We start from the raw sequence: 15,898 nt of genomic DNA, 5'->3' as shown, positions 1-15,898 counted from the left end.
GCCCCAGTCCTTCGTCGCCAAGGTCGAAGGCGGAGAGCGCCGGCTCGACGTGCTGGAGTTCCTCGACGTTGTCGATGCAATCGGCGCCGATCCGGTTCGGACTCTGCGGACGCTGCTCAAGCGTCTCGCCTAGGCGTCGAGAACAGGACGGGAACTCAGGTTGTGTTCCGCCAGCGGAACACGTGAACGTTGCGCGAACATCGCCGAGCTTGCGCCCACAATCCCAGACTTCCGCAGGCGTAAACCGCCGAGGCGGCGCGCAGAGACAGGTGCGTTTACCGTCATGTCCAGCAACGCAGCGGAGTGCCCGGCATCTTCGACATTCCACTCGACTTCATACGCAAACAGAGCGTGTGTGCCCTTCGTAACGAAGGACACAGCGATGACGACCGATATCCCCGACGCCACGATCAGATGCTTTTTGACCGAGATTCGCGAACGGCTGGAAAATGCAGCCGCGACCGCAAAAGCGGCCGAGACCTGCGGCGAAGCCGGCAATCTCGAACAGGCCCTTGCCATCGTGCTCGACGTCGAGCAGCCGCTCTATGAAGTCACGACCTATTTAAATGCCGCGAGTCTTTTGAACCGCACCTGCCGGGATTGACGCTCGTCATCAGCGAGACTGACACGCTCGTCATCAGATCGTAGGTCCCCTGCCCCGCCGGCGCCTGGCGCCCTTGCGGGGTCGTGGTGGTGGCGGCATCCCGCCGCCGCATCAGGAGGACTTCTATGGACCGTCCCACGTCATCCAAGTCGCAATCATCGGCACGCAAGTCACGATCTTCAGCGAAGAAACGTCCGAACCCGCCCGCGCCACGCGCGCGGTCGTCCACCACTTCCAAGCAAGCGAAAGTTCTCTCCCTCCTTCAGCAACCGAAAGGCACGACGGTTGCCGCCATCGTGAAGGCCACGTCCTGGCAACCCCACTCGGTGCGCGGCTTCCTCGCCGGTGTGGTCCGCAAGAAGCTGGGGCTGAACCTCACCTCGGAGGTTGTGAACGGGGCACGCGTCTATCGCATTGCTGCAAAGCCTTCGATGAAGCGCGCAGCGAGCCGCGCGAAGGGCGGTGCGCGATGAAAGCCAAGTCCGACATCGATGTTGCCGCCATCGCGGCGGAGATCGCGCAGATCCGCGCGATGGCGATCGATCGTCTGCGTCTTCGTTGGCGACAGACCTTCGGCCGGACGCCGCCGAAGGGGCTCACCAAGGATCTGCTCGGTCGCATGATCGCCTACCGCATCCAGGAAGAGGCCTTCGGTGGCCTCGACCGGGCAACCGCACAGTTGCTCGATCGGCTGGCGTGTGATGGGAAAGGAGGAGCGGAGCCGAGCCGCCGTCTGAAAGCCGGCACCGTTCTCATCCGGGAATATCGCGGCGAGCGCCACACCGTCACAGTCGTCCCGGATGGCTATGTGTGGCGGGAGCAGACCTACGCCAGCCTCTCGATCATCGCCCGCGCGATTACCGGAACGTCATGGAACGGGCCGCGCTTCTTTGGACTGCGCATGGCCAAGGACGCCGATGAAGCTGCGGCGCCGGCTCTCAGGGATATGAAGCCACGGCGCCGCAAGCGCGTCCTCAAGCCGCCGCTCAGGTTGGACGACGCTGGTCGCGTTGTCCGGCGTCACGTTCGCGCGACTGTCTAGCGAGGGAACCATCGCCATGGATAAACCGGCAAAGAAGCTCCTGCGCTGCGCGATCTACACCAGGAAGTCGACCGACCATAACCTCGATCTCGAGTTCAACTCCCTCGACGCACAGCGCGAAGCTTGCGAGGCGTATATTAAAAGTCAGGCGCATGAGGGCTGGCGCCTCGTTCCCGATCGCTATGACGACGGCGCCTTCTCGGGCGCATCGCTCGAGCGCCCTGCCCTGCAATCACTCCTGGACGAGGTGCGTGACGGCAAGGTCGACACCATCGTCGTCTATAAGGTCGATCGCCTCACCCGCTCCCTTGCCGACTTCGCCAAGCTCGTCGAGCTGTTCGACCGGCACAACGTCTCGTTCGTCTCGGTCACCCAGTCGTTCAACACCACCAGCAGCATGGGCCGACTGACTTTGAATGTTTTGCTGAGTTTTGCGCAATTCGAGCGCGAGGTCATCGGCGAACGGGTCCGCGACAAGATCGCAGCCTCCAAACGCAAGGGGCTCTGGGTCGGCGGGCCCGTCCCGCTAGGCTACAAGAGCGTCAACAAGAAGCTCGTCGTCGTCCCCGAGATGGCGGAGCGGGTCCGCATGATCTTCACGCGTTATGTCGCGCTCCGATCCCTCGGTCTTCTCGCCAAGGAGCTCGCCAGGCAAGGCATCCGCTCGCTCTCGGGAAGACCCAAGACATCGACACGCGGCATCGCCATGCCGATCTCCATGGCCGGTGTCGCCAATCTTCTGCGCAACCCCTTCTACGTCGGCGACGTCGTCTATCGTGGTCATGTCGCCCGCGGCGATCATGAGCCGATCATCGACCGCGACGTCTTCGATGCAGCACAGCGCATCCTCGACGCCAATACCGTCGAGCGCATGAACCGGCTCAAGAGCACGCGCACCCTCCTTGCGGGGCGCCTCTTCGATGAGCGCGGCAACCGCATGACGCCGAGCCACACCAACAAGAACGGCGCGCGCTATCGTTATTACATCTCGATGGCGATCCTGCAGAAGCGCTCGCACCAAGCTGGCAGCGTCTCGCGCGTGCCGGCGCCAGAGGTCGAGGCTGCCGTTATCGATGCGCTGCGAGAGCGGTTCGAGGACGAGCGGAAGGACGGAGCAGATCTTGGCGACGAGGAATTGCTCGAGCGTCACGTCGAAGGGATCACCGTCAAGCAGGGCACAATCGAGATCTCCCTCAAGTCCGCAAAGCAGACACTGGGTGACAAGCGCATGGGGCGCGGCAAGGCAGCAGGTCGCAATGACGCCGACGGTGAAGATGATCCGAGCAGAGTCTTTAAAGTTAAGTGGTCACCGCCAGCGACGGGCATCATTAAAGGTGTGGCGCATGCGCCTTCGCAGGTCGCGGAAATGAATCCCGAGGCTCGCGACGCGCTCCTCCTCGCCATTGCCAAGGCACGCCGCTGGGTCGACGATCTCGCCGAAGGACGCGTCGCGTCACTGCATGAGATTGCCAAGGCGGAAGGCAAGGTTGTGCGTCATGTCAGGCTGCTCGCGCCGCTGGCATTTGTTTCACCCGCAACGGTGAAAGCGATCGTGGACGGCCGGGTGGATCAGAACCTTACCGTGACTGGGCTTGCCAAGCATGTCGATGACGAATGGTCGCCTCCAGTGCCATCCTCTGGCTGAGCTCGTCCCCGCGTGTTCAACTGCACAAGAAATAATACAAAACTGCGCAGTCGGCGATCACCGCGCGGTACTAGTTAATCGACTCGAAATGTGCGGCGGGCGCGGCAGCACCTGCACAATCTTCCGCGAGAATTAGAGATTGCCATTACCGCCAATGCGAAGTCGATAGCGGGAGCCTCGAACTGCGTCTCGATATTCCATCGCGGTAGTCGGTGTTAAAGACCGTGAGCCGCTTCTGTGCGCATCTTGTTGCCGGGCTGATGCGCGCAACCTGCACTTCCACATTGCCGTGAGCGTGACACTTCCTCGTTGTTACGCTTCATCTCCATGATCGACAAGCCGCTTTCCCGCGCCATCGCCAGCATCATCGCCGCAGTGTCGAATGGATATCAATTAGCTCCGCGCCCAGTTCGCGAGCGACCAGGAGAACGGACCAGATCTGCGCGACGATGAGTTGCTCGAGCGCCACGTCGAAGCGATCACCGTCAAGCAGCGCACTATCGAAATAAGACTCAAGTCTGCCAAGCAGCCCATGCCAACCGACGGGCGCAGAAAGACAGGAGGTCCCAATGACGCCGATGGCGAAGATGGCCCTGGTACAGTTGTAAAAATGACATGGTCGCCGCCAGGAACGGGCACCATTAAAGGTGTAGCGCATACACCGTCGCATACCTCGGGAATGAAGCCTGAGACTCGCGACGCCCACCTCGCGATTGCCAAAGCACGCCGCTGGGTCGACGATCTTGCCGAAAGACGTGTCGCGTCACTGCATGAGATTGCTAAGGCAGAGGACAAAGTCGAGCGTCACATCCGCCTGCTGGCACCGCTGGCGTTTATTTCGCCTGCGACGGTGAAGGCGATCGCGGAAATCCAAGTAGACACAGCTGACAGCCACTCAAGCATTTTATAGCGCGATCTCCCAGAGAATAGAGAATTCTGCCCGTTAGATGATACGGCTCTTACGAAGCATCGCGATATCAGCATCGCTCAATTTTATGATGTCTCGCAATATTTCGACGGTAGAGGCCCCGAGTTTCGGTGGCGACATCCGCGGCACGTTAGCTTGGCCGTCGACTTGGAAGCCGGTTCCGACCTGCGGAACCTGCCGACCGTCAGCCTCAAGAATATACAACAGGCCACGATCATGAAACGCCCTGTCGGCGGCCACTTCATCAACACGATAGATCGGTCCGGCTGGCACACGGACTCGGCCCAACAAAGTAAGCCAGTGATCACGCGGCTTGGTAAGTAGAACTTTCTGGATAAGTTTGATGATTTCTGCTCTGTGCTCCCGGCGCTTCGCATTCGAATTGTATCGGGATCGGCGACTGACATCTGGCATCCCAATTGCCGACCAAAACCGTTCCCAGATACGATCACTACCCAGCCCAAGCGTCATAGGGAGATCGGCAGTTTCGAAAATCTGATAGACAGCGATTACACTATCCTTCCCACCTGAGCGACGCGGTAGCTCCTGCGATCCGAGATAGGGCACAATTCGACACGCGAGAAAGCGCGTCATGCTTTCGACTAACGATATGTCGATGACGTGCCCGTTCCCAGTTCGGGAACAATCGAACAATGCGGCAACGGTTGCAAAAGCGGCGTCGGACCCGGCCAACATGTCAGCAGCTGGTGCGCCGATTTTCTGAGGAGGCCCGTCGGCATCACCCGTGATGTCCATAATGCCTGAATAGCCTTCGGCAATTAAGTCATAACAGGTCAGACCGCTTCGTTCTCCGCGCACGCCAAAGCCGGTAATTGATACATGGATGATGCGGGAGTGCAAGCCATGACACGAAGCAGCATCGACGCAAAGCTTCTCCTGGACCTGCGCCGGCTGATTGACGACTATTACATCGCTGGCCATGATCAGCGCCGCAAGGACTTCCCGACCTTGCGGCTTCGAATAGTCAAGAGTGATGCTGCGCTTGTTGCGGTTGACCGAGATGTACCACAACGACTCTCCGTCCAAGAACGGCGGCCCCCAAGCGCGCGCATCATCACCGATGTAGGGGCGTTCGATCTTGAGAATGTCGGCCCCCATGTCGCCGAGCAGCATCGCCGCATAGGGTCCAGCGACCGAGGTGCTTAGGTCAAGAACCCGCACGCCTTCAAGTAGGCGGAAACCCGAGCCAATTTGCGTGACTGGTAGCTTCACCGGCTCTGCGTGCGGATCATCACCGCTCCTTCGTCGACGAGCTCACACCACTTTCAGATATCTAGTCTGCTGGAAACTCAAGCAACGAGCGTGCCAAGCAACACCAGGAGTTTCGAGGTGCCCAAGAAGAAACTTCGGAACGAGAATTTGAATAATGCAGTAGCTGCGGTAGTGTTCTCAGGTAGGACAAATGCAACGAGTGGTGTCCGTCTTGTAAACACCGCCGCCGCATAACGATTGGATAAATGTGACAAAGATGAATTAGCGAGTGATCGGCCAATGGGCGGAGCGCGATGAAAGACGCAAAAAATATAGGCGGCGCGATCGTGACAGACTTCAATGGGCGCGTTACATACTCGGTCGGGCTAGGAGCTGATCCCCGGGTCATCGCTTTGGCTGAGAATGACGCTTGGCGCTCGGAGGCAATCCGACGCCGCATCATGCCAATAGCAACCACAACCTGGAACGCCATCTCCCTTTGGGCTCATATCGGCACTCACCACATCTGTATCATAGTTGATAATATCACCGCCACGGTGTTCGAATTCACTGCGGCGGTCGATTTTGCTTGGGACATCATCCACCACCTGCTGACCAATCCCTTCGACGCAATGACGGTCGTTGATGCCCAAGGCCGCATCGCATTTCTCTCGCCAGTGCATGAAGGCTTTTTTGGCCTAGATCGCGGCGCAGCCATTGGCCGGCCGGTCAATTCGGTTATTGAGAATACGCGTCTCGACCACGTGGCAAAGACAGGAAAAGCCGAAATTGGTGACATTCAGCGCATGCGCGGTCATGAGCGTGTGGTCAACCGTATCCCGATCTTCCACGACGACACGTTGGTTGGCGTAATCGGACGCGTGATGTTCAAAAGTCCAGAGCAAGTCCAAGCCCTCAACTGTCGGGTCAATGCTCTCGAGAAAGAACTGGAGTTCTACCGACGTGAAGCAGACATTCTTCGGCGCGACGCGTTCGACCTCGAAACCATTATCGGCGAGAGCGATGCAATTTGTCGCCTGAAGGCGGATATAATCCGCATCGCACCGTTAGATATTCCCGTACTGATTCTGGGAGAGAGTGGCACCGGCAAGGAGCTCGTCGCCCACGCCGTCCACCGTTTGAGCACACGACGAACGCAAAAAATGGTGATCGTCAATTCTGCAGCTTTACCAAGCAGCTTGGTCGAGAGCGAACTATTTGGGTACGAGCCTGGATCGTTCACTGGCGCAGACCGTAAAGGGCGCCGAGGGAAGTTTGAGCAAGCGAGTAAATCGTCCCTCTTCCTTGATGAGATTGGTGACATGCCGCTTGATGTCCAGGCAAAATTACTGCGGGTCTTAGAAGAAGGAGTTGTGCAGCGCGTCGGCGGCGACACCTACCGCGAGGTAGATTTCCGATTAATCGCAGCAACTAATCGCAATCTTCAAAACCTCATCTCAAATGAGCGTTTTCGTCTCGATTTCTATTATCGAATTAGTCCAATCGTCCTGAATGTGCCACCATTACGCGAGCGCATAGCCGACATTCCGATTCTAATTGGAAAATTTATCTCGGAATTCTGTAGCCGCCATCGGGTCACAGTTCCGGAGATAGATGGCGAAATTTATCTTTACCTCGCCGAGCAGCAGTGGCCGGGCAATATTCGCCAGCTACGTCACGAAGTGGAGCGGGCGGTCATTTTTTGCAACAATAATCGGCTGCGGATCTCCGATTTCAAGCGTTCAGATTCCGGACATTCTAGCACTTCGATTCGAACCGAAGAGATGTCAAAAGTAACCACAGCCAGCGGCCTCCAAAATGCAGTCGCATACGTTGAGGACAGCCTTATTCGTGAAGCGCTGGTGCGTAACCAAGGCAACAAAAAGCGAGCAGCCAAAGAGCTGGGAATCTCGCGATCGTACCTGTACAAAAAGCTGAGCGCTTTCTAAGCCTTATCAACTCCCTTCCTTCCGATAAGCGGGTAGCAGCGACATTTACGCGAATCGACTATCAGGAGCACATTCAGCGCTTCCTGGTAGTCTAGCGTCAGGAGTACGAACTCGTCGCGCCGGTTAGCATCACGGGCACTAACAAGCACTTTCCTTCTGACGCCAGTGCATTGGGCAACGACATAAGTTCGCCGCGCTTCACCATTTCGACAAGTTCACGCCTGAAGATATTGTCGCTCGCACCAATTGCCTTGCGCCTAGTAGCGCCGCGCCGCAGCGGGATGATGCAGCGTGAGAAACGGCCGCATGGTCAGTGCCCGAACTTGCTCGAATCCGGCTTGCGCTTCTTGCCGAAGGAATCGCTGAGCTCGTGGCTTTCCTCGCCCTCCATATAGGCGCGCAGCAGCAGATCGTGCGTCACGCGCGAAAGGCCGGAAACGCCGCCGTGGCGCGCATTGAAGGCGCCCTTCACGGCCGCGAGGGCGAAGGCGCCGCGGTCCGCGATCTCGAGCGCGAACTTGCGCGTCTCCGCCTTGAGCTGATCGTCCGGCACCACCTTGTTGATGAGGCCGAGCTCGAGCGCGTATTTCGCGCTCATCTTCGGATTATGGAACCAGATCTCCTTGGCCTTCTTCTTGCCGACGATGTCCTCGAGATACCAGGTGCCGTAACCGGCATCGAAGGAGCCCATCATCGGGCCGACCTGACGGAACACCGCGCTTTCCTTGGCGATGGTGAGGTCGCAGACCATGTGCAGCACGTGGCCGCCGCCGACCGCGAAGCCGTTGACGGACGCGATCACCGGCTTCTGCAGCCGCTCGATCGATTCATACATGTCCAGGGTCGGGAGCGTGCCGGCGTAGAGCGTGGTCTTCTCCATGCCGTCCTTGCGGCCGCCGATGCAGAAGAACTTCTCACCGGCGCCGGTGAGCACGATCACGCGCGTGCGCGTCTCGCGACGGATCTCATTGATGCAGTCGCGGATCTCGTGGCACGTCGTCGCCGTGAACATGTTGCCGTCGTCGGGCCGATTGAGGGTAATCATGCCGATGGGCCCGTCTTCTTCATACAAAATCGTTTCGTAAGTCACTTCGTTTCGTCCTGGGTTCGCCTCGCTCCGCGTTGCTGTTATAGAGCAGCATCGAACAAAGCACGTCTCGCACGCATATAATTCCGTGAAATCTATCATATCCGCGTTAGCGCAAGATCTTTGCAAGAAATTTCTTCACTCGATCGTCGCTTGCACTATCAAAAAATTCTCCCGGCGGAGAATCCACTATCATACGGCCAGCATCCATAAAAAGAATCCGATCAGCGATGCGACGTGCAAAAGCCATCTCATGGGTGACGACGATCATCGTCATTCCATCCTCCGCCAGCGCAGCCATCGTATCGAGAACTTCGGTGATCATTTCTGGATCGAGCGCCGACGTGGGTTCGTCGAAAAGCATAATTTTCGGCTGCATCGCCAGGGCACGGGCTATAGCTACGCGTTGGCGCTGCCCGCCCGAAAGTTGATCGGGGTAAGCAGCCTCCTTATCCGCAATTCCCACGCGCTCAAGCAACTGACGGGCACGAGCATTTGCCTCCGCAAGTCCAAGCTTCCGGACCTTCGTCGGCGCCAGCGTAATATTTTTCAACACCGACAAATGTGGATAGAGATTGAATTGCTGAAAGACCATTCCAACCTCCCTCCTCAAAGACGACAAATCATTCCGGCGACTGCCGACCGGGCGCCCGTCAATGAAAATCTCGCCTGCCTGGATGGTCTCCAACGCATTGGCGCATCGGATCATCGTACTCTTTCCCGATCCGCTCGGGCCGCAAACCACGATAACCTCGCCAGGTCGAACAGAAAAACTGACGTCATCAAGAACCTTCACGCTTCCGAAAAACTTAAATACCTTACGGAATTCGATTATCGGCTCTTTCATTACGGCGTTATTCTCCGACAACATATCGTGGATCCAATTTCCGCAAAATCAAGGAAAGGACCCCGCAACTGACGAGATATCCGGCCGCGCACACGAGAAAGAAGGGGTACGGAGCAAATTGAGCATTGTTCATTAGCACGATAGCGCGGAAAAAATCGACAACGCCGATAACCGAAACCAAGGAGGTCGTTTTAAAAAGAATAATAAGGGTGGCGATAAACGCGGGAAGCATATTCCGAAGCGCCTGCGGCAAGACGACGTATCGAAAAGTCTGCATATTGTTTAAGCCGCTCGCCGTGCCGGCCTCCCATTGAGACTTCGGGATCGTATATAGCCCGCTACGAATAACTTCCGCCAGATAGGCCGCGGCTATGAGAACCAAGGCCGCCGTTGCCGCCGACCAAGGCCGAACCGCATATCCCGTTACTGATGGCAGGCCGAAATACATCCAGAATATAAGCATCATCTCCGGCATCGACCGAACAAACTCGATTATTCCGATGCAGGGATAAGATATCATTGCAGAGCCATAGAGTCTCCCCGCCGCGAGGGGGACCGCAAGCAGCATTCCGCCGGCCACGGCCATTATCGACAGCAGCCAGGAGCGGCCGAAAGCCTCCAATAAATACGGCCAGGAGCGACCGATAACGCTCCACCTGAAATCCCTAACCGACCAAACCAAGAGCAATACGAACGCAAGCAGCAAGAAGTTCCAGAGCCAATATTTTCGACGCTCAGCCCGTAAGGCCGAAGATACGGCCGCACGTGCCGTCGCCTCACTCATGACGGCCGCCTTAACGTGCGATGAAGGGCCGTCATACCTCCCGTAACGATTAACATGAGTGACAGGTAAAGTATGGTTGCGGCAGCTACGGCTTCAAACCCTCGCAACGTCTCGTGTTCAATCTTTTGAGTCATGAAGGTCAGCTCCTGCAACGACAAAAGCATGGCAACCGCTGAGTTTTTAATGACGCCAACATACTGAGTTATGAGCGCCGGGATGATCGTCCTGATCACTTGAGGGGCGATCACATACCAAAGCGCTCCCCTCCGCGAGTGCCCCAGTGCGAGCGCCGCCTCAGTCTGTCCCGAAGGAATGGATCGCAATCCCGATGTCGTCAAATCCGCGATATACGCGCTTTGATGCAGGGTTAGCGCTATGAGCCCGGACGCATATGCGTTCACCCCGAGTACGAAGTGCAAAAAAAACAACTTCAGGATGAGCGGAAGATTCCGCAGCAGCGAAACATAACTTGAGATCAAGCGTCGCGCGAAATAGGACGGAAGCGTTCCGAGGCAACCGACAGCCACACCGAGAAGCGTGCTGCCGATTATACCCCCGAGGGACAACTGGACCGTCAGCCACAACCCTTCCGCCAGAAACTGGCGATAATCCCAAACGACAGACCAATCCATAGCAATGTATTCGCGCGTTCCGATTCCTTATTCCACTTTTACCAAGGATCGCATTCCTTACCTATCTCAGATACACGCGGCTGCAACTGTTGGCCGTGCCACAGATCAAACGACGGCTCGACGTTATAATATGTCTTATATAGACGCTGGAACGTGCCCTCACCCCAAAGGCGCTGCAAACCCCAATTTATCCAATTACGCCATCGCCAATCGCCCGGAGCCATCATGATCGCGAACGGATCCGCAAGAAAAGAATCTCCGATCACGACGCCATCAGCATGAGTCCCGAGGTTTTTCTTCATCTCGACACCGGTCGCCTCAGAAACAAGAAACACATCGACTTGCCCCTGAATTAAAGCTTCCATTATTTCAGGGTATTGTTGGTAAAGTCGCATGTTCGCCTTAGGCGCCAAATTTTGCCAAATTCGGACGTAGTTGCTTCCTTGCGTGGCACCGATTACTGATTTCGGATCCTGAAAATAGTCTGATGGCTTTGTGCTCCTGCCCGCCTTGACCATAATAATTGTTTTGTCCCAGATATAGGGAATGGAGAATCCAACGACTTCTTCCCGCACTTTTTCCGGCGTAGTCACGCCGAATTCCGCGTCTATCATTCCGTTCTGCAGCAACGGAACGCGCGTCTGCGACGTTGTCGCCACGAACTCGACAGATACCCCCAGGTGCTTTGCAAATTCCCGCGCTATATCGACGCCGAAGCCGACATTTTTCCCCGTTTCATCGATATAGCCGGCCGGCCTGAAGTCGTAACGCACGCCAGCCAGCAGCTTTCCGCGTTTCAGGATTTTTGCGATCTGAGTGTCGGCATTACATGTGGCAGCATTTGCCGCGCCCATATGAGCGACCGTCAGCACCATAATAATGGCGACCGAAAATCTGGCAAGTAGCAGCATTTATCCTCTCCCCTTTTTTATAGAGCGCCGCTGCTTCACAGCGGCCCCATTCCGCCGACCGTTGCATGCTCGTTCGCTTGCGGCATTAAGTCAGCCGCGCACTCGGAACGCATAAGCCTGACCGCACAACCTACGGCTCACCGACACTTTAGACGGTAATGCAATTAATATGCCACTCGCGATCACCGACCCATGCGACACGATCGAAAGCGCACTTAACGGCGAAATACCCGTCGATCCGATATATTGACTGGATATTGATTGGTGACTCATCCGGATGGGAAGCACCGATTCCAGAGGATTAAGGTCAACCCGTGCTCACGATCGATCACCTGGCGGGAAGCCTCGGTCTGCTTAATTCGGTCCTGGCCTGCACGCTTCGGCCGCGATTTCGAAAGCATTGAACGCTTGATCAACGTCAAAGTCGTCATGAGCAAGCGAAACGTAGATCTTTCCACTGCTTTTGAAGACTCCATTCGCAAGCATGACCTGATTGAAACGCAACTGCCTTGCCTTATCAACGGTCATTGTGTCGCGGTAGTTACGAATAGAGTGCTCCGTGAACGCGACATCAAAAAGCGGAGGCTCGCCGATTATCTGCGCAACGCAACCGTGCCTAGAAAGAGCGGCACGCAAACCTTCCATGAGGCGCTTTCCCGTTGCATGCAGCCGTTCATACGCTTGCGGTTCCCGCAGCACTTTAAGCGTCGCCAGACCGGCAACGGCCGCGATTGGATTGCCACTAAGCGTTCCCAGCATCGGCATGAAGCTTTCGACAGGCACCGCGTCACGGTCGAAATGAGCCATAATATCCGCGCGGCCGACTACAGCGGCCAGCGGATATCCGCCTCCCAATACCTTACCCAAGGTGCAGATGTCCGGCGTGACTCCGTAGTAGGCTTGGGCGCCTCCATAATGGAGACGAAACCCGGTAACGACCTCGTCGAAAATGAGAGGAATGTCATATTCTGTGGCGAGATTGCGCAGCCCTTGGAGAAAGCCTTGCGCCGGCGGAATAAGCCGCTGCATTGGCTCAACAATGATACCTGCCAGATCCTTCCGAAAATCGGCGACTATGCTGCTTGCCGACTCCAAGTCGTTAAACCGCGCAACGACAACCTCGCCGCTAACGCTGGCGGGGATCCCCGCCGAATCCGCTATTGATTGCGGCGAGTTTCCCGCCACGGCAGGCCACAGGCTCTGAAGGCCGTAATCACTCATTCCATGATAGCCGCCCTCAAATTTAAGAATTTTATCGCGCCCGCGATAAGCGCGCGCAAGGCGCATCGCATAGGCGTCCGCCTCGCTGCCCGACGACGTGAAACGAACCTTCTCCGCACAAGGCACCGCGGCGACAATCTGCTCGGCCAATTCGACAATATGCTCGTTCGTTGCAAAGAATGTGGAGCCACGCCCGACCTGTTGCGCAACCGCCTCGACCACGGCCGGGTGCGCGTGCCCAATCAGCATGGGACCAGAGCCGAGCATAAAATCAACATAGCTGTTACCGAGGACATCCCAAATCCGCCCCCCCTTTCCATTACGGACGATGACTTTCGCATCCGTGTTTCCCAAGTGCCCTTCAGGCATAACAAAGCGCGCCCGATCGAGAATGGCTGTCTGCGCATCATTTCCCATGCTTGGCATTGTCAAATGTCCTCTCGGCCGCAAGCCTCACATCCACTTATCATACGATAACAGCAAAGCGCGTGCCGCTTTCGACCCGAACCCCATTTGGCCCTCGGACCGCTGGGCTAGCGCAGGCCAGGGATGCTGCAACCTGCCACCCGTCGCGGCAACAACGGCTAAGAGCTTTCCGTTCAGTGCGCATGAAACCGGATCGTGCCCTGCAGCGGCGGCATATTTGCGCGCCAAATAAGACCAGTTCTACGTGAAGGCCGTCGCAGCTAAGCACTCGCGATTCCATTCGCAGACAGTCAAAATTGAGTCTTGATCTGAGATCGACAGAAAGATTAATGTTCTGTCCTCTGAACAGACACTTCTAAGGACAAACTGTCCGCGCTAGCGACACCACCGTCATCATGGGAAACTGCCATTGAATGACGGGATGACGCATGGTCAGCTACCTTACTAGCCGATCGCGTCCGACCCGAGTTAACATGGCATATATATTGCTGCAGCGCTCTAGAGCAATCCGAAGATACGCTCTGCGGCAAAATTGGGAAATAATCTCGGAGGCTTCGATGCAAGAACGTACTGTTTACGTCGACGGCATTTTTGTGCCCGAGAGCAAGGCCTCTATCTCAGTTTTTGATCGAGGAGTTCAGTGGGGGGATTCCGTTTACGACGCGGCTCGCACTTATAATCGCCGCCCCTTCAAGGTTCGTGAGCACATCGAACGTCTCTACAGTTCTTGCCTTTATACTCGCATGCCTTTGCCGCTCTCCATCGATGAAATGGAAAAAATTACGAACGAAGTAGTGGAACGCAATATGCCGTTAGTGGCTTCCGACCATGACGATATGATCTGGTGGAGTGTTACACGAGGGGTCAATCCTCCCTCGCGTAGCGTGCTCGACTGCAAACGTGCGAATGTGATTGTTAGCACATTTCCAGTTCCATTTTTTAACTTCGCTAAACCAATGATGGTTGGAGCCAAGGTTGTTACTCCGTCGATCAGGAGAACGCCCTCGCAATGCGTCGATGCAAAAGCCAAAATTTCCGGAAAAATGAATCATATACTGGCGGATTTAGAGGCGAAGGGATCAGATCCCGAGGCATATAGTTTGATGCTGGATATTAACGGAAACATCTCCGAAAACTCCAGCGGGAATATTTTCTGGGTTAAGGGAGGGCAGCTATTTACCCCAACCAGCCGCAACATACTGGTAGGAGTTAGCCGCACGACTATTTTTGAGTTAGCGTCTAGACTTAATGTAGAGGTTGTAGAGGGCGATTTTACACTACTCGACCTCTACACTGCCGATGAGGCCTTTCTATCAAGTACGCCGTACGGTATTTTACCTATCGCAACTTTGAACGGCGCCGAGATTGGGCGCGAAACACCTGGGCCGACGACCAAAAGCTTAACCGAGAGTTGGAGCAGACTCGTGGGGATTGATATCGTTTCTCAAGCTCAGAAATGTAGCGCCCCCGCCACTCCTGTACTTTCGCCCTGAAATAGCAACGAGTCGGAAGAAGAAGTTCGGAAAACCTCTGCGGTTTCCGTTATGGACTTGCTCCGAATGCTGTGAGCTGCTGCCCATCCTTAGACCGCCTTGCTGGCGTTTTTCCAGAGTGCTGCGGTCAGGGCGGGGCGTGCGCCTCTGACCGGCCGATCACTCGATCGGGCGTTTGTTACCGATCGCGCTGTGGGGTCGTTCCTCGTTGTAGATCCTATGCAGGTTCTCCGCGGAGGCCGATTGTCCGATCTTCCTGGAAATACGCAAGGAGGATCAGCATGAACAGCAGGAATGACAATTTAGAGCGGGCCAATTGCTACGTGGCGCTGGAACTGAGCCGCAGTAAATGGCTGGTGGGAGCGCTCCTCCCCGGGCGCGATCAGGTCGCGACCATCTCGGTAAGCGGAGGCGACACGGACGGGCTCCTCGCCGCGTTAAGCAGGCTTGTCGCAAAGGCCGACGACCTCGGGTATCCAGACGCCCGGCTGCGTGTCTGTTTTGAGGCAGGCTATGACGGCTTCTGGCTCGCTCGGTTTCTTATCGATCGCGGCATCGATACGACTGTCCTCGACGCATCGAGCTTTCTCGTGTCACGCCGAGGACGACGGGTGAAGATCGATCGGATCGATGTCGAATCGATGGCCTTTGTGCTGAAGGCATATTTGCTCGGCGACAAATCGGTCTGCCGCCCTGTGCGGATTCCGTCGCCTGAAGAGGAAGACGCGAAGCGGATCACCCGCGAACGGGCTCAACTCCTGCCCTCCGAGAGAAAGTGCAGGCACCAAGTGCGGTTTTCTAACCGCGTTGCGGTATTAAAATATCGAACTGAGTCTCTTCGATTCTCGAACCGAATCTCACGTCAACAAAACGCGGATATCAAAAATTCGCGGCCTGAGACTTTCAGGAAAATTCGCCTGTCGCGGCAAACATTTGGGCGGCACCAGCTTACAGAGACTACGCGGTGCCTTTGAAGGCGCGGATATTGCGCCACTTTTTTCGTCACACGGAGATCGCCTGGAGAGACCGGCGTCGCTGGCTGGGGCGCCTGGATTCGAACCAGGGAATGGCGGAATCAAAATCCGCTGCCTTACCACTTGGCTACGCCCCAAAGGCC

The 15,898-nt window shown here is 56.3% G+C and carries 15 protein-coding genes and 1 tRNA gene; 8 read left to right on the top strand and 8 right to left on the bottom strand.

Translation table 11 applies throughout. The features are described from left to right. The first annotated feature begins 382 nt into the window (after nt 1–382). The 5 genes from AB7F49_RS32330 to AB7F49_RS32310 all read left to right on the top strand — a co-directional run bounded on the left by AB7F49_RS32330 (nt 383) and on the right by AB7F49_RS32310 (nt 4,201). Nucleotides 383–604: a hypothetical protein gene (locus tag AB7F49_RS32330; RefSeq protein WP_428529941.1), complete on the top strand. Its 222-nt coding sequence runs from the start codon at nt 383–385 to the stop codon at nt 602–604. A gap of 125 nt (nt 605–729) precedes the next feature. Next, complete coding sequence (locus tag AB7F49_RS32325) at nt 730–1,077, top strand: DUF3489 domain-containing protein (protein ID WP_428529940.1); 348 nt, start codon at nt 730–732, stop codon at nt 1,075–1,077. Beyond that, on the top strand, nt 1,074–1,646 hold the full coding sequence (locus AB7F49_RS32320) for a DUF2924 domain-containing protein (protein WP_428529939.1): 573 nt from the start codon (nt 1,074–1,076) through the stop codon (nt 1,644–1,646). Before AB7F49_RS32325 ends, AB7F49_RS32320 begins: the two co-directional genes overlap by 4 nt. A gap of 16 nt (nt 1,647–1,662) precedes the next feature. Next, nucleotides 1,663–3,291, top strand: a complete 1,629-nt coding sequence (locus AB7F49_RS32315; protein ID WP_428529938.1) for a recombinase family protein — start codon at nt 1,663–1,665, stop codon at nt 3,289–3,291. 454 nt (nt 3,292–3,745) lie between these two features. Continuing rightward, on the top strand, nt 3,746–4,201 hold the full coding sequence (locus AB7F49_RS32310; protein WP_428529937.1) for a hypothetical protein: 456 nt from the start codon (nt 3,746–3,748) through the stop codon (nt 4,199–4,201). Nucleotides 4,202–4,234: 33 nt separating this feature from the next. Here the strand turns inward: AB7F49_RS32310 and AB7F49_RS32305 are convergent, their stop codons facing one another. Then, on the bottom strand, nt 4,235–5,401 hold the full coding sequence (locus AB7F49_RS32305; protein WP_428529942.1) for a CaiB/BaiF CoA transferase family protein: 1,167 nt from the start codon (nt 5,399–5,401) through the stop codon (nt 4,235–4,237). Between the two features lie 344 nt (nt 5,402–5,745). Here AB7F49_RS32305 and AB7F49_RS32300 point away from each other — a divergent pair, with 344 nt between their 5' ends. Further along, a complete protein-coding gene (locus tag AB7F49_RS32300) occupies nt 5,746–7,380 on the top strand; it encodes a sigma-54 interaction domain-containing protein (RefSeq protein ID WP_428529936.1) in 1,635 nt (544 codons plus the stop codon). Nucleotides 7,381–7,690: 310 nt separating this feature from the next. Here the strand turns inward: AB7F49_RS32300 and AB7F49_RS32295 are convergent, their stop codons facing one another. The 6 genes from AB7F49_RS32295 to AB7F49_RS32270 all read right to left on the bottom strand — a co-directional run bounded on the left by AB7F49_RS32295 (nt 7,691) and on the right by AB7F49_RS32270 (nt 13,288). Then, a complete protein-coding gene (locus tag AB7F49_RS32295) occupies nt 7,691–8,470 on the bottom strand; it encodes an enoyl-CoA hydratase-related protein (RefSeq protein WP_428529935.1) in 780 nt (259 codons plus the stop codon). A gap of 106 nt (nt 8,471–8,576) precedes the next feature. Then, nucleotides 8,577–9,338, bottom strand: coding sequence for an amino acid ABC transporter ATP-binding protein (locus AB7F49_RS32290; protein WP_428529934.1), 762 nt, complete (start codon nt 9,336–9,338; stop codon nt 8,577–8,579). Then, a complete protein-coding gene (locus AB7F49_RS32285) occupies nt 9,322–10,098 on the bottom strand; it encodes an amino acid ABC transporter permease (RefSeq protein WP_428529933.1) in 777 nt (258 codons plus the stop codon). Before AB7F49_RS32285 ends, AB7F49_RS32290 begins: the two co-directional genes overlap by 17 nt. After that, nucleotides 10,095–10,730 (bottom strand): amino acid ABC transporter permease, encoded by a 636-nt coding sequence (locus AB7F49_RS32280; protein WP_428529932.1) that lies wholly within the window; start codon nt 10,728–10,730, stop codon nt 10,095–10,097. Before AB7F49_RS32280 ends, AB7F49_RS32285 begins: the two co-directional genes overlap by 4 nt. 38 nt (nt 10,731–10,768) lie before the next feature. Next, a complete protein-coding gene (locus tag AB7F49_RS32275) occupies nt 10,769–11,641 on the bottom strand; it encodes a transporter substrate-binding domain-containing protein (protein ID WP_428529931.1) in 873 nt (290 codons plus the stop codon). 354 nt (nt 11,642–11,995) lie between these two features. Next, a complete protein-coding gene (locus AB7F49_RS32270; protein WP_428529930.1) occupies nt 11,996–13,288 on the bottom strand; it encodes an aspartate aminotransferase family protein in 1,293 nt (430 codons plus the stop codon). A gap of 557 nt (nt 13,289–13,845) precedes the next feature. Here AB7F49_RS32270 and AB7F49_RS32265 point away from each other — a divergent pair. After that, nucleotides 13,846–14,781 carry an aminotransferase class IV gene (locus AB7F49_RS32265; RefSeq protein ID WP_428529929.1) on the top strand — a complete coding sequence of 312 codons (936 nt, stop codon included), beginning with the start codon at nt 13,846–13,848 and terminating at the stop codon, nt 14,779–14,781. Between the two features lie 281 nt (nt 14,782–15,062). Continuing rightward, complete coding sequence (locus AB7F49_RS32260) at nt 15,063–15,755, top strand: hypothetical protein (protein WP_428529928.1); 693 nt, start codon at nt 15,063–15,065, stop codon at nt 15,753–15,755. A 62-nt stretch (nt 15,756–15,817) separates the two neighbouring features. Here the strand turns inward: AB7F49_RS32260 and AB7F49_RS32255 are convergent. After that, nucleotides 15,818–15,892 (bottom strand) — tRNA-Gln (locus AB7F49_RS32255). Nucleotides 15,893–15,898 lie beyond the last annotated feature (6 nt).

The sequence above is a fragment of the Pseudorhodoplanes sp. genome (assembly GCF_050250235.1).
Lineage (GTDB): Bacteria > Pseudomonadota > Alphaproteobacteria > Rhizobiales > Xanthobacteraceae > Pseudorhodoplanes.
This window is presented reverse-complemented; position numbering and strand designations above follow the sequence as displayed.